The 16,522-nt window shown below is 34.2% G+C and carries 15 protein-coding genes; 8 read left to right on the plus strand and 7 right to left on the minus strand.

Features of this window, described 5'->3' with window-relative positions:
- Positions 1 to 6: 6 nt before the first annotated feature.
- Together IEV35_RS06045 and IEV35_RS06050 are read right to left on the minus strand one after the other, a co-directional pair.
- On the minus strand, positions 7 to 2,391 hold the full coding sequence (locus tag IEV35_RS06045; protein WP_188383797.1) for a heavy metal translocating P-type ATPase: 2,385 nt from the start codon (positions 2,389 to 2,391) through the stop codon (positions 7 to 9).
- A 13-nt stretch (positions 2,392 to 2,404) separates the two neighbouring features.
- Positions 2,405 to 2,656, minus strand: coding sequence for a metal-sensing transcriptional repressor (locus tag IEV35_RS06050; protein ID WP_046128617.1), 252 nt, complete (start codon positions 2,654 to 2,656; stop codon positions 2,405 to 2,407).
- Positions 2,657 to 2,968: 312 nt separating this feature from the next.
- Between IEV35_RS06050 and IEV35_RS06055 the strand changes: the two genes are divergently transcribed.
- From IEV35_RS06055 to IEV35_RS06090, 8 genes are all read left to right on the plus strand, one after another.
- Positions 2,969 to 3,694 carry a cytochrome c biogenesis CcdA family protein gene (locus tag IEV35_RS06055; protein WP_062351115.1) on the plus strand — a complete coding sequence of 242 codons (726 nt, stop codon included), beginning with the start codon at positions 2,969 to 2,971 and terminating at the stop codon, positions 3,692 to 3,694.
- 13 nt (positions 3,695 to 3,707) lie between these two features.
- Complete coding sequence (locus IEV35_RS06060) at positions 3,708 to 5,087, plus strand: sensor histidine kinase (protein WP_062351113.1); 1,380 nt, start codon at positions 3,708 to 3,710, stop codon at positions 5,085 to 5,087.
- A gap of 1 nt (position 5,088) precedes the next feature.
- On the plus strand, positions 5,089 to 5,769 hold the full coding sequence (locus IEV35_RS06065) for a response regulator transcription factor (protein WP_062351111.1): 681 nt from the start codon (positions 5,089 to 5,091) through the stop codon (positions 5,767 to 5,769).
- A 188-nt stretch (positions 5,770 to 5,957) separates the two neighbouring features.
- Entirely contained in the window at positions 5,958 to 8,096 is a 2,139-nt protein-coding gene (locus IEV35_RS06070; RefSeq protein WP_188383798.1) for a copper-translocating P-type ATPase, read from the plus strand.
- A 196-nt stretch (positions 8,097 to 8,292) separates the two neighbouring features.
- The gene (resA, locus tag IEV35_RS06075; RefSeq protein WP_040047918.1) at positions 8,293 to 8,868 is read left to right on the plus strand and encodes a thiol-disulfide oxidoreductase ResA; all 576 of its coding nucleotides are present in this window, start codon (positions 8,293 to 8,295) and stop codon (positions 8,866 to 8,868) included.
- Positions 8,869 to 8,901: 33 nt separating this feature from the next.
- Positions 8,902 to 9,606 carry a cytochrome c biogenesis CcdA family protein gene (locus IEV35_RS06080; RefSeq protein ID WP_060681782.1) on the plus strand — a complete coding sequence of 235 codons (705 nt, stop codon included), beginning with the start codon at positions 8,902 to 8,904 and terminating at the stop codon, positions 9,604 to 9,606.
- Between the two features lie 163 nt (positions 9,607 to 9,769).
- Positions 9,770 to 10,297: a CueP family metal-binding protein gene (locus IEV35_RS06085; protein ID WP_062351106.1), complete on the plus strand. Its 528-nt coding sequence runs from the start codon at positions 9,770 to 9,772 to the stop codon at positions 10,295 to 10,297.
- Positions 10,298 to 10,632: 335 nt separating this feature from the next.
- Positions 10,633 to 10,962, plus strand: a complete 330-nt coding sequence (locus IEV35_RS06090; protein WP_062351103.1) for a four-helix bundle copper-binding protein — start codon at positions 10,633 to 10,635, stop codon at positions 10,960 to 10,962.
- A gap of 342 nt (positions 10,963 to 11,304) precedes the next feature.
- Here IEV35_RS06090 and merA read toward each other — a convergent pair whose 3' ends face one another.
- The 5 genes from merA to IEV35_RS06115 all read right to left on the minus strand — a co-directional run bounded on the left by merA (position 11,305) and on the right by IEV35_RS06115 (position 16,518).
- Positions 11,305 to 12,951: a mercury(II) reductase gene (gene merA, locus IEV35_RS06095; RefSeq protein ID WP_062351100.1), complete on the minus strand. Its 1,647-nt coding sequence runs from the start codon at positions 12,949 to 12,951 to the stop codon at positions 11,305 to 11,307.
- Positions 12,952 to 12,992: 41 nt separating this feature from the next.
- Positions 12,993 to 13,391 carry a mercury resistance transcriptional regulator MerR gene (gene merR, locus IEV35_RS06100; RefSeq protein ID WP_062351096.1) on the minus strand — a complete coding sequence of 133 codons (399 nt, stop codon included), beginning with the start codon at positions 13,389 to 13,391 and terminating at the stop codon, positions 12,993 to 12,995.
- Between the two features lie 223 nt (positions 13,392 to 13,614).
- On the minus strand, positions 13,615 to 14,139 hold the full coding sequence (locus IEV35_RS06105; protein ID WP_188383799.1) for a spore coat protein: 525 nt from the start codon (positions 14,137 to 14,139) through the stop codon (positions 13,615 to 13,617).
- 61 nt (positions 14,140 to 14,200) lie between these two features.
- A complete protein-coding gene (locus IEV35_RS06110; RefSeq protein WP_188383800.1) occupies positions 14,201 to 14,761 on the minus strand; it encodes a hypothetical protein in 561 nt (186 codons plus the stop codon).
- Between the two features lie 284 nt (positions 14,762 to 15,045).
- On the minus strand, positions 15,046 to 16,518 hold the full coding sequence (locus IEV35_RS06115; RefSeq protein ID WP_188383801.1) for a multicopper oxidase family protein: 1,473 nt from the start codon (positions 16,516 to 16,518) through the stop codon (positions 15,046 to 15,048).
- Positions 16,519 to 16,522 lie beyond the last annotated feature (4 nt).

Genomic DNA, 16,522 nt, shown 5'->3' on the forward strand with positions numbered 1-16,522 from the left:
ATGTTTTTATAACTTCACTCGTTTTAGACGGAGTGAGTTAGTAACTACACTTACAGAACTTAATGCCATTGCTGCACCAGCAATCCAAGGCGCAAGTAATCCAATAGCCGCAACTGGTATTCCAGCCGTATTGTAGCCGAAAGCCCAGAATAGATTTTGACGGATATTTCGAATGGTTGCATGACTGATTTTAATTGCCTTCGGTATAAGCAATAGCTCACCGCCAAGAATCGTTACGTCAGCAGCTTCAATAGCCACTTCTGTACCAGTCCCAATGGCAATACCAATATCCGCTATAACAAGTGCAGGTGCATCATTCACACCATCTCCAACCATTGCAACTTTCTTACCTTGTTCTTGGATCTCTTTTACTTTAGCTGCTTTTTCTTCAGGTAATACTTCAGCGATTACCTGATCAATTCCAACTTGTTTTGCTATTGCTTTGGCTGTTCGTTCATTATCACCTGTTAGCATAAACACTTCTATTCCTAAATCTTTCAATTGCTTAATAGCTTCTGGAGCCGTTTCTTTTATAGTATCTGCAACAGCAACTGTTCCCCGGTACTCACCATCAATAGCAATCAACATCGCTGTCTTACCATCTGTTTCATAATTTATTAATTTTTCTTCATAACCTGTTGTATCAATTTGATGATCATTCATTAACTTTCTATTACCAACAAGAATGTTTTTTCCAGAAATTGTTGCTTCAATACCATGACCGGGTATCGCTGAGAAATGATCTACATCCAAGAAGTCGATGCTATTCTCTGTAGCGTATGCCACAATAGCTTCTGCAAGTGGATGTTCGGATCCTTTTTCTGCACTAGCCAATAATTGTAATGTTTCTTCGTCACCTGAAAAATCTGTTACTTCCGGCTTTCCTTTTGTGATTGTACCAGTCTTATCAAGCACAATTGCTTCTAATTTATGTGTCCCTTCCAGATGTTCTCCACCTTTAAATAAAATTCCACTTTCTGCTGCTTTTCCTGTTCCAACCATAATTGATGTTGGTGTTGCAAGTCCTAAAGCACATGGACAGGCAATAACAAGTACAGCAATTGCTGCAACCAAAGCAGGTTCTAAATGACCCGGTTGTACTAAAGTAATCCATATAATAAAAGTAAGGATAGCAATACCGACCACTATCGGAACGAAATAACCTGAAATAACATCTGCTAATCGTTGAATTGGAGCCTTTGAACCTTGGGCTTCCTCCACGACCTTGACAATAGATGCAAGGGCCGTATCTTTGCCTACTTTTGTTGCTTCCATTTCAATGGAGCCATTTTTATTAATAGTAGATCCAATTAATTTTGCTCCTGAATCCTTTTCAATTGGAATTGATTCTCCTGTAAGCATGGATTCATCAACCGATGTTCTTCCTTTTACAACCATACCATCAACAGGTATCTTTTCTCCCGGCTTGACAATTAAGTGATCCCCAACGACAACTTCTTCTACAGGAATCATTAATTCTTTACCATCTCTAATTACACGAGCTTCTTTTGCTTGTAAATTAAGCAATTTTGATAAAGCATTTGTTGTTTGACTTTTGGCTCTCGTTTCTAAATATTTACCAAACAAAATTAACGTAATCAAAACGGCACTCGTTTCAAAGTATAGATGTGGCATATATTCTGGATTGCCAATAGTCTTGAATGCTTCGTATAAGCTAAAGAAATAAGCCGCACTTGTACCTAATGCAACAAGTACATCCATGTTTGCTCCACCATTACGTAGGTTCTTATATGCTCCTTCATAAAATTGCCATCCGATGATAAATTGAACGGGTGTTGCTAAAGCAAATTGGAACCAAGGATTCATGAATATATCTGGTATACTCATTCCTAATAAATGAACAAGCATCGTTAATAATAATGGTGCAGATAGGACAGCAGAAATAATTAATTTCTTCTTCATATTTTTTAATTCTTTTTCTTTATATGTTTGTTTGTCTTCGGCTTTTGCCTTTGGTTTTGCATCATAACCAATATTTTTAATTTTATCAATTAGGTCTTTTACATCAACGATTCCGGGATTATATTCAATAGCCGCACTTTCTGTCGTTAAGTTTACAGTTGCAAGTTTCACTCCTTCTTGTTTATTTAATACCTTTTCAATACGGTTAGAGCAAGCTGCACAAGTCATCCGAAAGACATCTAGTTCTGTTTTCTCCGTTAGAACACCGTAACCAACATTCTCTATTTTTTCCGATATATCCTCAATAGAGGTTTTTTCTGGATCATAATCTATCGTTGCCTTTTCTGTTGTTAAATTAACTTGGGCCTTGACCCCATCCATTTTATTCAAAACCTTTTCAACACGATTAGAACAAGCTGCACAGGTCATCCCTGTTACACCAAGTGTAGTATGATTTGTTTCACTCATAACAATTCCCTCCTTACTTAGAAAACTGCTTCATGACATTCAATAATTCTTCAATGGTTTCCTTACCTTCACCTTGTTTGATAGCATCACTAACACAATGTTTAATATGTCGTTCCGTGATAGAAAATCCTACATTTTTTAATGCCGATTGAATGGCACTTATTTGTACTAAAATATCTACACAATAACGATCATCTTCCACCATTTTCTGTATTCCACGAACTTGACCCTCAATTCGTTTTAAACGATTAATTATTTTTTGCATTTCATCTTTTGTTCTTGGTTTACTCGGATGATCATGTAAGAATTTTTCCTCCAAATGAATCACTTCCTTATCTTTATATATTTACGATACCCCCGTATAGTATTATTGTCAATGGATAAACTTTATATTTTGTTATATTTCCCCTATTATTTAACAATCACATTAAAACGCACTTTCTATTAATATTTTGAGATTCTCTTTCTTCATTATTACCTTTGATTAATATTTGCTGAAATCTGCACAAAAAATGGACATATTTTTTATATGTTATTTAATGGATAAAACTATTAAGGGCAAAGTGAGTGAATAAATATGTTCGATCTTTTTAATGAAATAGCCATCATGCTAAATGGACCACTTCAGCAAATTGCATATGGATATGAACACATACCGCTACTATTTGCATTTTTTCTTGGGTTAATTGGCGCAGTTGCTCCCTGTCAACTTACAGGTAATATTAGTGCAATGACTATTTATGGGAATAAATCATTAATCGAAAAAGTCCCTTGGTTACACGTATTTCTATTTGTTTTAGGTAAAATATTCGTTTTTTCAATTATTGGTTTAGTGATTTGGTTACTCGGAAAGGAAGTACACAGTACTCTTACACAAATGTTCCCGATTCTAAGGAAATTAATAGGACCATTACTTATACTAGTTGGTATATTTATGCTCGGATTATTTAGTTGGAGGAAAACCGGGAAAATGTTTAAAATCCCTACTAGGCTTAGAGACAGCTATCTAGGAAGCTTTTTAATGGGTGCAAGTTTTACGTTAGCATTTTGCCCTACTATGTTTGTATTATTTATACTAACCTTAATGCCAGTTGTATTAGAAACATCATATGGATTTGTATTACCTTCTGTATTTGGAATTGGAACCTCTCTCCCACTTTTATTAATTATTTTTCTTATTTGGTATTTTGGGGCAAGTGGGATTATATTAAAGAAAAGCAGAAAAATAGGTTCACTCGTTCAGAAACTTGCAGGGGTTATTATTCTTGTTATTGGTATTCTGGATACTTTAACTTACTGGTAAAAGAGGGCGGGTTATGTTTAATAAATTATCCTTAAAAATTGGACTATTATTCTTTGTATTCATGTTAATTATCGAGGTTTTTGTTTATTTTATTCTATATACAAATATAGCAAATGAACGTATTGATGAAGTAATGAATAGTTTATTAGCTCGTGCCAATACACATAGTGCTGTCTTGGAAAATAACTTTAATTCATCCACGTTGGAGCATGTTGCTATCATGGAGTCAGAATCGGAATTTGCTGTTATTATTACCGATGCCAATGGTAACATCATCATTAATTCCGATCCTGTCGAAAAAGAAATGTTTGAAGTAATTGATCATACGGATTATAAGGATATACCCAATTTAGGAAAGGTAGTAGAACAACGTTGGTCGGAAAGACAATATATAGCAGTTGATAGTCCCATTACGATTGATGAAGAACATCAAGGGCATGTCTTTATGTTTGCTAATACCAATATTGTAAAAAATATGGTTAATCATTTGAGTGATCAATTTGTCATAGTTGGACTAATCACCATTGTTTTAACAATCTTTACCGTTTTTATTCTTTCTCGTTTTATTACGTTACCATTAATGAAAATGAAAGAAGCAACGGAACAACTAAGCAAGGGGAAAACTCAAGTGGAATTACATAAGGAACGAAAAGATGAACTAGGAGAATTAGCTGGTTCTATCATGAGGTTATCAAGTGATCTTGAACGATTAAAAAGTGACAGAAATGAATTTTTGGCAAGTATCTCTCACGAACTTAGAACGCCATTAACCTATATAAAAGGGTATGCAGATATCATAAGTAAGCAAGACATAACAGACGAAGAAAGAAAGGAATATCTGGATATTATACGTGAAGAAACAGAGCATTTAACAGTCTTGGTTAAAAATTTATTTGACCTAGCTAGAATGGATGAAAATAAATTTGTAATTAACCGAAAAAATATTATCTTTAGACAACTAATTCAAACGATTGAAGAACGAATTGCTCCAGTATTAGAAGAAAAAAATATTACACTTTCTTCTTCATGCCCAGTAAATATCATAGGTAATATTGATCCCGATAGGATCCAACAGGTATTATTGAATATACTGGATAATGCCAGAAAACATACACCCGAAGGAAAGTCTATATCATTAGAAGTAACCCAGAATGAAAGAGAAATTACTATAACTATTTTAGATGAAGGAGAAGGAATTCCAAAAGAGGAATTACCTTATCTATTTGAACGGTTATACCGTGTAGAAAAATCGCGTTCCAGAGAAAGTGGCGGAACGGGATTAGGATTAGCTATTGCAAAGGAAATTATAGAATCCCACGGAGGGACGATTGAAATTGAAAGTGAACTTGGGAAAGGTACAAGGGTTATTATTCAATTAGCAAGAGGTGAATAAAATGGTTAAAGCTCTGTTAGTAGATGATGAAAAACGAATGCTAGATTTATTAGCATTATATTTGAGACCATATAATTACATATGTAAAAAAGCTATTAGTGCAAAAGAGGCATTATCGTTTTTAAAAGAAGAGACTTTTGACATTGTACTTATCGATATTATGATGCCTGAGATGAATGGTTGGGAATTATGTCAAGAGATAAGAAAAGATTCGGATATCCCCATTATCATGGTAACCGCTCGTGAACAGAAAGAGGATATTATTAAAGGCTTAAAATTGGGTGCAGATGATTATGTAACAAAACCGTTTGACGGGGCTGAGTTATTAGCAAGAATAGAAGCTGTATTACGTAGAATGAAACCTGCGAGGAAGATTGAAGTAAATGATCTTTTATGGAATGAAGATGAGTTTGAGTTGTCATATAAAACTAATACAATAAAGTTAACACCAAAGGAATTTACCATGCTAGGTTATTTTATGAGAAAACCAAACCAAGTGTTTACTAGGGAACAATTAATTGAATTAATTTGGGGATACGATTCACACACAGAAGGAAGAACGGTTGATTCCCACGTACGGAACATGCGAGATAAAATTCGTCAATCTGGATTTCCAATCGATGATTATTTAAAAACTGTTTGGGGTGTTGGATATAAATGGGTAAACAAGCCTTCATTATAGGAATAAAAAGGTCTTTAATACAATTATAAAAGAAGACCTTTTGTTTTGACACAAATCTTTTACATAAAATCATAGCCTTATTCAATACTGTACAGGGGTATAGTATGATATAGTATGGATAGAAGGATGAATAATACAGAAAATAATAGGAAATTCATCTAAATATCCATACCAAAGGAGGAGTAATAATGAATAACAATGGAAATGAAGAGAATCAACACAACCACAATAGGCATAGAGAACATGACCATCATAATCACAAACAACATGAGAAACAAGAACATCGCAGTCATCAACATCACAATCATGAACATGAAGAACACAAAAATCACGACCACAGTCATGGACATAGTGGGCATCATGGTGGACATGGTGGACACGGCGGACATCACGAACATATGGTAGAAGATTTTAAGAAACGTTTTTGGATATCCCTAGTTTTATCAATTCCTATTTTATACTTGTCTCCAATGATTCAAATGCTGATTGGATATGAAGTAAATTTCACAGGTGATACCCTTTTACTTTTCTTGCTTTCCACGATTGTCTTTTTCTATGGTGGAAAACCATTTTTACTTGGTGCATGGGATGAGTTAAAAGAGAAATCGCCTGCAATGATGATGTTAATTTCTTTAGCTATCATCGCCGCTTATGTATATAGCACACTGACAGCATTCTTTATCGAAGGCAGCGACTTCTTCTTTGAATTAGCTACTCTTATTGTAATTATGTTGTTAGGACATTGGATAGAAATGAAATCCCTGATGGGTGCTTCAAAGGCACTGGAAGAGCTAATCAAGTTAATGCCAAAAGAAGCCCATAAACTGGACAAATCCGGAAATATTGTTGAGGTAACAGTCGAAGATTTACAACCGGGTGACCTGATTTTAGTTAAATCGGGTGAAAAGATTCCAATTGATGGTGAAATTTACGAAGGAGAATCTACCGTCGATGAGTCTATGCTTACAGGAGAATCTGTCCCTGTTGAAAAAGGACCCGGAATGGAAGCGATAGGTGGTTCCGTCAATGGTGATGGTGTATTAAAAGTTAAGGTAAGTAAAACAGGAAATGACACCTACCTATCCCAAGTTATTAAATTGGTAAGCGATGCAGAAAAATCAAAATCAAAGGCCCAAGGCTTTGCGGATATTGCTGCTAAATGGTTATTCTATGTTGCTCTTGTAGTAGGGATTATAACCTTTGCAGTTTGGTGGACTAACGGGGATTTAGATTTTGCTTTGGAACGAATGGTTACCGTTTTAATTATTGCTTGTCCACATGCACTTGGTTTGGCAACACCACTAGTAACAACTAGATCTACTTCCATTGCAGCTAAAAACGGCTTGTTAATTCGAAATAGAGTAGCATTTGAAAGTGCATTTAAATTGGACCGCGTGGTGTTTGACAAAACAGGAACACTTACGGAAGGTAATTTTGGTGTTACAGATATCCATCCAAGTGAGGGAATTAGTGAAGAAGAATTATTGAAATTAGCCTATTCTGTTGAAACACAATCAGACCATCCAATTGCTAAAGGAATTGTGAAAGAAGGAAATGATCGTAATTTAACCCCCCTTGATGTTAAGGATTATCAGAATTTAACTGGGAAAGGGTTAGTAGCTAAAATCGGTGATGCAGAAATTGCTGTTATTAGTCCCGGTGCTATGAAAGCAAATAAAATTTCTTTTGATGAAAAAATTTATGACCAACTGGCTTTACAAGGGAAAACAGTCGTATTTGTTCTTAAAGATAATGTCTTACAAGGAATGATAGCCCTAGCTGATATCATCCGTGAATCTTCTTATAAAGTTATTAAAGAATTAAATGACCGTGGCATAGAGACGGTTATGATGACTGGTGACAACACACGTGTAGCAAATTATGTAGGAGAAAAATTAGGTATTTCCAAAGTCATCGCTGAAGTACTTCCCCATGAGAAATCAAATAATGTGAAGTATTTAAAACAAAATGGAAAAAAAGTGGCGATGATTGGAGATGGAATTAATGATGCCCCCGCCTTAGCGGAAGCTGATTTGGGAATTGCTATTGGTGCAGGTACAGACGTTGCGATTGAAACAGCTGATGTCATACTAGTTAACAGTAATCCAGTAGACATTTTAAATATCATTAAATTGTCTAAGGCAAGTCGCAGGAAAATGGTTCAAAATTTAGGATGGGCTGCTGGGTATAACATTGTTGCTATTCCTTTAGCTGCAGGTGTATTGTACAATGTTGGGTTTGTCATAACCCCTGCCGTCGGAGCCGCAGTTATGTCACTCAGTACTATTATTTGTGCAATAAACGCTCAATTATTAAAAATCGATTAATAGAAACAAATAGTTTATGTTTGGCTAAGCATGTATGGTATTGCTTAGCCTTTTATTTTTCTGTAGGTAAATTCTGTTCATAAATAGTACAAAGAATCTGCTTAATTTCTGCAAACTTGTAACGTAATCTAACAGAGAGTGTCTTTAGATAATACCACCGTTATACTATATTTCCTATAAGGAGTGATACATACTTATGAGTTTGGAGGAAACGAAAAAGAAGAAGAAAAATAAAAGGAAAAACAGATTAATTTTTAGAACTTCTATATTAATTGTAATGGTTGGAGCTATTATATTTGCATTAGTGTCTAATATACAAGCGGATAAAACCATTTATCAAGTCGGAGATGAAGCACCTGACTTTGAATTAAAGCAAATTAATAAAAATAATGAATTAGAAACTATACGACTAAGTGATTTTAAAGGGCAAGGTATTATGCTGAACTTTTGGGGTACTTGGTGTAAACCGTGTGAAGAAGAAATGCCTTACATGCAAGAGCTTTATCCCGTATATAAAGAAAAAGGAATTGAAATCATTGCAGTTAGTTTGGATAATACAGAATTGGTTGTAGATCGATTTATTGATAAATATGATCTAACCTTTCCAATTCCCCATGATAAAACAGGAGAAGTCAGGGATTTATACAAAATAGGACCAATTCCAAGTTCCATATTCATTAATCCGGATGGGGAAATTCAAAGGATTGTAAATGGGGCCTTATCATTAGAAAGTTTGGAGAGTTACTTTAAAGAAATATTACCAAAACAATAGACCGCAATTTTCTAATAAAGGGGGATAAAATTTTTGAATGAAATAAATATATTTCTAGCTTTTGGTGCTGGTTTCCTTTCTTTTATTTCACCGTGTGTATTACCACTATATCCGGCATTTTTATCTTATATTACCGGAATGAGCGTAAGTGAGATAAATGAAGAAAATAAAAAAATGAATAAAAAAGCTCTTTTACATACCGTTCTATTTTTACTAGGGTTCTCAAGCATTTTTATTATGATTGGTTTTACCACCTCTTATATATCGGAATTCCTATTAACCTACCAAGATGCCATTAGACAAATTGGTGCTATTTTAATTATTTTCTTTGGACTAGTGATTGTTGGAATTTTTAATTTTAAATTTCTAATGAAGAATAAAAAAATCACATTCAAAAATCGTCCCGGCGGTTATGTTGGTTCTTTCATCATAGGAATGGCATTCTCTTTGGGATGGACTCCTTGTACCGGTCCAATACTAGCTATTGTGTTATCATTAGCTGCAACAAATCCTGATGTTGGTATGATTATGATGATTAGTTATGTTTTAGGTTTTTCGATCCCATTTCTATTATTAGCATTGTTTATTGGTAAAATTAAATGGATTAAAAAACATAGCCTAAAATTAATTAAAATTGGTGGATACATTATGATTTTCATGGGAGTAGCACTATTCTTTGATTGGTTGACGAAATTAACTTCCTTCTTAGCTGGATGGTTTGGTTTTTATGGATTTTAAAATATATTTTCCATAATTTATCTATTACATCTGCACGAATAATGCATATTTGAACATTATAATTTGTCTTGTAGATTTTGTTACAATGTAGAATATCGTTTGTTTTACATGGTAGTATATATTAAGATTTAACAAATTAGATGAAAGAGGAGTCGAACAATATATGAAAAAAGGATTATTGGCAGTAATTGGATTATTACTTATTTTAATAGTTGCTGCTTGTAGTGAAAGCGAAAGTGCATCAAATGAAAAAGAACCACAAGATATCAAGAAAATGGTCCAAGAATACAGTGTCGGGGATTCTGGTGATGTGTCTGCTTCTATTACTTCAGAAGAGCTGATTGTAACTGATAGTGATGGTAAAGAGACTACCTACGATCTTCCCGAAGATGAATTTTTTGTTTCCATCGCACCATTTGTTGAGACAACACACCCTTGTACTAATCACAGCTTAACAGGTTGCCAAGGAGAATTAGTGGAAAAAGAATTTGATGTTTATATTCAAGATGAAGATGGTAATGTGGTTGTTGATGAAACTATGACATCATTCGAAAATGGATTCATTGACTTTTGGTTGCCACGTGACAAAACATATAACGTGAAGATTCAATATGATGGAAAAACAGCTGAATCTGAGATTTCCACTTTTGAAGGTGACAATACTTGTATAACAACAATGCAATTAATCTAGTATTATTACCTCGTGATACTATTTAAAAAATAGAATAAAGATTATTTGGAAAAATTATATGGTTTTATAATATTTTCATTAGAATCGAGTGTTTTTAGATAAAGCACTCGATTCTTTTTTGCTAAATTTTACTATTTAGGATTCTTTCTTTGGCTCCCTTTTATCCTTATTACTACTGACTGTAAACGAACTAAGTTATAGATTAATACCTGATAATCAAATAATACAGAAAATAAAATTCACACTATGATTGAAGCACCCTTGTTGGATAAAAAATTATATCAAGGGGGATAGTAAAATTTGTACTTAATCTTGAATCAAAGGAGGATTTTCAGATGGCCGTGTCTTATGAAGAATGTATTAAAGCTTGTTTAGAATGTATGGAAGCTTGTAATGGGTGTTATGATGCTTGTTTAAAAGAAGAGAATGTAAAAATGATGGCGGATTGCATCCGCTATAATAGGGAATGTGCTGACATTTGCGCATTAGCAGCAAAAGCAATGCAATCGGATAGCCCTTTTGCTAAGCAGATTTGTAAGCTTTGTGCTGACATTTGCGAAGCATGTGGAAAAATGTGTGAACAACATAACCATGCTAATCATTGCAAGGAATGTGCGGAATCTTGTTTTAAATGTGCAGAGATTTGCCGAACAATGGCATCTTAAAAATAAAAACGGCAAAATTAGGTCTAGCAAGGTCAGTTTAGGAAAAGAAAAATAAAAATAGAGAAGCTAATAGCAATTATTTGGCTTCTCTATTGTTATAACAAGGATAGGGAGGTTATCAATACGAATTTAACATCGAAATTGGTATGTAAATTAGCAACCGTCTAATAATCAAATTCACGCTACATCCTTTGTTATTTTACTTGCTAATAACATGCTGTTTTCGTACAAGAAAAGGACGATTATTCTACTAAATAGATTAATCACCCTTCCGTATTTTAACTTCCGTTTTCAATTGTCTTCTTCAACTAAAGCACCATAGTTTAAGTATATTTATCGCATTTATCCTGCACAACAAGATAATTTCGCCACATCTTTATCAAATGTAAGAGCAGTTAGTCTTAATCCTTCTGCCATTGTTAAATATGGTGCAAGACTATCTTTTAAATCCTCCACAGTTAAACCAAACTTAACTACTAGAGAAGCTGCATAAATCACATCACCTGCATTTTCAGATACAATATGAACTCCGAGAACTTTTAATGTTTTAGCATCAGCAACAATCTTAAATACACCTGTCGTTTCATGGTTTACTAATGCTCTTGGAACGGCATCTAAAGATAATAGAGATGTTTTTACATCATAGCCCTGTTCTTTTGCTTGTTCTTCTGTTAAACCAACTGTTGCAATGGAAGGTTTTATAAACGTGACAGTAGGAACAACTGATAAATCTAATCTTTTATTTAACCCACCAATCGCATTATCAGCAACAACTCCACCTTCATAGGCTGCTACATACACAAATTGCGGCCCTAATGTTACATCTCCTGCTGCATAAATCTTTTCGTTACTAGTTCTAGCATAATCATTTATCAGGATTTCGTTTCTTTTTCCGACTTTAACCCCTGCTGCACTTAGATTTAAAGTGTCCGTATTTGGTTTTCTTCCAGTTGCAATAAGTAATTGATCGGATTCTACGACATTATCTTTGCCATTCACCGTTACATAAACCTTTTTCACCTCACCAACTTGTTCTATACGTTCATAAGTTGCTCCTGTTACAAGGTTTATACCTTGTTCTGTCAATACTTTTTCTACGGCTTCTGAAATCTCTGGATCATATTCTTTTAAAAGACGCTCACTTCTCTGTATAAGCGTTACTTCTGAACCTAAATTATGAAACAGTTGCCCAAGTTCCAATCCGATATAGCCTGAACCAATAACCGTTAATCGTTTAGGCATCTTTTTTAATTCGAGTAGTGTTGTACTTGTTAGATAATTCACTTCTTCAAGTCCTGAAATCGTTGGTATAGATGGCGAAGCACCTGTTGCAATTAAAAATCGTTTTGCAGAAAGTTTCCTCCCATTTACCTCAACTGTATTTTCATCAAAAAACTTAGCTTCACCTTTTATTAAATTAATGCCATATTCATCAATTAAATCTATATATTTTTGATTACGAAGTTTGCTAACTAATTCATCCTTTTGGTTCACCAAAGAGGATAAATCGACTTCCCCTGCAGATGTTTGTAAACCTGTGAACGGATTTTCTTTTGCGAAATGATTGATTTCCCCTGCTCTTAGAAGTGTTTTTGATGGAACGCAGCCAATATTTACACAAGTTCCTCCAACTATTTCGCGTTCAATTATTCCCACTTTTGCACCATATTCTATTGATTTAATGGCGGCAGAAAAGGCAGCCCCACCTGAACCGATAATTAGTAAATCATAATCATCTTTGTTGTGTAACTCAAAGCTTTTCAAGTCCAGCAATGAAATTTCTTCTATTTCTTCTGGTTGATAATTAGCTTGCTTAATTGCCTGTCTTACACTTTCAGCATTAATATCATCTGGTAATTCAAAAACCGATTCGCCACGCTGAAAAATGGTTTCGATATTTTTAGCACCTATTCCATTTAATGCAGTATCAATTTGTTGTTCACATCCTGTACAAGTCATTCCATTGATTTTAACCTGATATTTTTTCATTATTTATCCCTCCACTACCATCTTTAGATTCAACAGTATTTTCAATCAAAAATTAATGATTCAATAATAGGACATTGATATAATGCTTTTTGATCTGGACATCGACTCTTTAAGTCCTTTAACATTGACCCAATACGCTTTAAGTCTGCAATTTGTTCTTGAATTTCTATTTCCTTTTTTGATACAAATTCAAATATATTTTTGCAACGAATTTCATCATTATCGACAACACCAAGTAATTTATAAATTTCACTCAATGAAAATCCCAAGTCTTGCAGTCTTTTGATAAATTTTACCCGCTTAATATCATCATCCGAATAGATCCTATAACCTGCATTGGTTCGGGAAGGTTCTCTTAGTAATGATTTTTTTTCGTAATATCTTATTGTTTCTTTATTTACACCACATTTCTCTGCAAATACACTAATTTGGTAACTCAAATTATTCACCTCTATAAATATAATAAACCGTGTACCTTAGTACACGGTCAAGTATAATATTAGGTTTCTCTTCTTCAAGTATTCTGCCCGTTTAAGTAAGTAATATATTTACAAACTCTACTTATATCATACCATATTTATAAAATGCTCAGAAAACAATTAATAGAAAAATCGGTAAAAGTCACCGTTTAGTTTAAAGTTATGATCATGCCTTTTTCTAAATTTAATTATTTAACAAGTGTTGAAAATGTTGATAGGTTTTTACCTGTTCCTGAGCATCTGCATGGGGAACAAATGACCAACCCATACGATTGATAAAATCAGAATATCTTCTTTGAATTTCTAACTGTTGCAAAGCCATTTCCACATGCGCATTTCTAACATTTCTATCTTTCATTAATAAAGCAGAAGTATAATTTTCATTTGACATCAATTTGGCACCAGCATGTGCTTCTAATGCAATCCATTTATCGTTGTATTTATTAACTCCCGTACCATCTGCTCTTTGATTGCTTACATCATACATATTTAAATCTGGAACTTCAACATACTCATTATTATCAGGATTAATTAAAGATAACATTACCCTAACATGCGACATCATGACATTTATCTGGAGAGCAATAATACTTTTCAAATCTGGATTTGTAGTATTAATATGATAGACTTTTAACTTATTTATCATTCCTTCGTGTGTAGACAAATGTTCGGCCATTAAGCCAAGGTCTACAGATGGTAAAGTTGACATATAACTCACCTTTCATTAAATAAATTCCCTTTAATATATGCTGTTTAATGAAAATCTGTTATTAATGCCCACTCTTATCTAGAAAGTGAAAATCAAGTGGATCAATGTAATTCAATACCAAAAATAATATTACAATGGTAAAAATCATTAAGAATGGATATTTAAAAAAGGAAAGAATTTGTTGGTTGGCTTGTTTACGAATTGATTCTTCAGCTGCATATAAAACAAGTAACAAAACCATTGTTATCAACACAGCTATAATATTAATGATCGCATTCGGCCTAGTCATTGCTACCATATCTCCTAGCATGGCTCCCATCATCCCCCCCATTAGTCCGGAGAGTATGCCATCAATGACAGCAGGAAGACCTATAGGTAATCCTGCTAAAAAACCAACAACCAATCCAATTATTATAGCGTAAATGGTTGATTTAAATAAATCACCATGAAAGATGACCCCTAAAATAGTTCCCATTAGAATTCCTGCCGACATCCCTAATGACATGGATATCATCATTCCATTCATTTTTGTTACCCAATTTCGGTAATGCACTACATAGATAATGGTTGTTATAACTTGGGTGGCACACAACAAAAGTATAAAAAATAATGAAATTGACATTATTTCAACCCCAATCTTAGTTTGTCCACTTTTATTGTATTCACTGTTAACCCGCATTATGATATACCCATATAGGGTTTATTTTTATATTTACTGATAACAGTACAAGAGAGTTATCGTAAAAATAATCGAAACCTCCGTTCCTTCATCTAAGCTATTATCTATTTGAATTTCCGCTTAACCAAAAAATACGGTGAATTATGTCACCGTATTTTTTGATTATAATGAGTATATTTCCGAAATGCTCATATAGATTATTTATATAATATTTAAGCTTCCACTTTTTATTCCACTTTAAATTGTCCCATCATTCCTGCATCTTCATGTTCAAGTATATGACAATGATACATAAATACACCAGAATGATTAAATGTAGCAATAGCCCTAACTTTTTCTCCCGGATACACAATAAACGTATCCTTCCATCCAGTTTCATTAAGTGGCGGTGGATTTCCATCACGATCAATTATTTGAAATTGGACACCATGCGCATGGAAGGGATGAACAGTCCCTCCCATCATTCCCATTCCACTCTCATTGGAAACTTCCCATATTTCTGTTTCATGTATATCCACAAATTCGTCGATTCGATTCATATCCATTTGTTTTCCATTAATGTTGACCATAGGCCCCATTCCTTGAAAAACAAATTCTCTAGTTCTTACTGCTTCATAAGGATCAATCTTTTCAATGGTAGTTAATTGTTCTGGAATGGTATAGTTGGATTCACTTTCACCGTTTACAACAAACTTCATAAACTCTGACCCTTTATTCGATAATTGAATTGTATCTCCATCCTTAAAATTTGAAAAATCAACTAGGATTTCTGCCCTCTCGGCTGGACCCAGAATAAGCTCGTCCATTTCTATTGGATTTTCAAGAAAACCACCATCACTTGCAATTTGATAAAAGGTTTGGTTATTACTATAATGGAGTTCATACACACTTGCATTCGATCCATTTAATAACCGTAGCCTCATCATGCCTTTTGGAACTTCCAAATACGGATCTACAGCCCCGTTGACTAGCATTGTGCCTCCTTGTAATCCGTTCATCACATCATGCATTCCTAGTTCATATTGAAAACTTCCATTTTCATTAAATTGTTTGTCCTGAATGATAAGTGGAACATCATTCACCCCATATTCTTTTGGAATATCCAGAGAGTCAGAAACTTCATCTTCAATGAAAAATAATCCCGCTAATCCCTTATATACTTGCCTCCCGGTATTTTTTTCTGGGTGAGGGTGATACCACAGCGTAGCTGCAGGCTGATCTATCGTAAATTCCGGTGTCCAAGACTCTCCCGGTTGAATTCCTGAATGTGGGCCTCCATCTGCGTCTCCATCCACTTCTAGGCCGTGCCAATGAATTGTCGTAATTTCATCTTCTAAATTATTTTCTACCTGTACGGACACGTCTTCCCCATTTCGAACCCTAATGACAGGGCCTAAATAATTTCCATTATACCCCATCGTTTCTGTTTCCACTCCTGAAATAAATTCCTTTGTTGCATTTTGGGCAGTTATATGGAATTCAGCTTTATCTGGATCTGGATTTTTATCCTCTAACAATGGTGGGATGAGTAGAGATGAATTTCCAGCTATATCCGTTTTATTAAAGGAATACCCATTATCTGATTCATTAATTGGATGTATTGGAAATCCCGATACACCCGAACCTTGTATAAAAAAGAGGTAATACCCTCCGAAAATAATTACTAATCCAGCCAAACTAATACCTAAATATTTCTTCATACTT

Source organism: Ornithinibacillus halotolerans (assembly GCF_014637405.1).
Lineage (GTDB): Bacteria > Bacillota > Bacilli > Bacillales > Amphibacillaceae > Ornithinibacillus > Ornithinibacillus halotolerans.

What these genes read in the sequence shown, in the direction of transcription:
- IEV35_RS06045 (WP_188383797.1), bottom strand. Translation starts at nt 2,391, where the DNA reads ATGAGTGAAACAAATCATACTACACTTGGTGTAACAGGGATGACCTGT.
- IEV35_RS06050 (WP_046128617.1), bottom strand. Translation starts at nt 2,656, where the DNA reads ATGCAAAAAATAATTAATCGTTTAAAACGAATTGAGGGTCAAGTTCGT.
- IEV35_RS06055 (WP_062351115.1), top strand. Translation starts at nt 2,969, where the DNA reads ATGTTCGATCTTTTTAATGAAATAGCCATCATGCTAAATGGACCACTT.
- IEV35_RS06060 (WP_062351113.1), top strand. Translation starts at nt 3,708, where the DNA reads ATGTTTAATAAATTATCCTTAAAAATTGGACTATTATTCTTTGTATTC.
- IEV35_RS06065 (WP_062351111.1), top strand. Translation starts at nt 5,089, where the DNA reads ATGGTTAAAGCTCTGTTAGTAGATGATGAAAAACGAATGCTAGATTTA.
- IEV35_RS06070 (WP_188383798.1), top strand. Translation starts at nt 5,958, where the DNA reads ATGAATAACAATGGAAATGAAGAGAATCAACACAACCACAATAGGCAT.
- resA (WP_040047918.1), top strand. Translation starts at nt 8,293, where the DNA reads ATGAGTTTGGAGGAAACGAAAAAGAAGAAGAAAAATAAAAGGAAAAAC.
- IEV35_RS06085 (WP_062351106.1), top strand. Translation starts at nt 9,770, where the DNA reads ATGAAAAAAGGATTATTGGCAGTAATTGGATTATTACTTATTTTAATA.
- IEV35_RS06090 (WP_062351103.1), top strand. Translation starts at nt 10,633, where the DNA reads ATGGCCGTGTCTTATGAAGAATGTATTAAAGCTTGTTTAGAATGTATG.
- merA (WP_062351100.1), bottom strand. Translation starts at nt 12,951, where the DNA reads ATGAAAAAATATCAGGTTAAAATCAATGGAATGACTTGTACAGGATGT.
- IEV35_RS06105 (WP_188383799.1), bottom strand. Translation starts at nt 14,139, where the DNA reads ATGTCAACTTTACCATCTGTAGACCTTGGCTTAATGGCCGAACATTTG.
- IEV35_RS06110 (WP_188383800.1), bottom strand. Translation starts at nt 14,761, where the DNA reads ATGTCAATTTCATTATTTTTTATACTTTTGTTGTGTGCCACCCAAGTT.
- IEV35_RS06115 (WP_188383801.1), bottom strand. Translation starts at nt 16,518, where the DNA reads ATGAAGAAATATTTAGGTATTAGTTTGGCTGGATTAGTAATTATTTTC.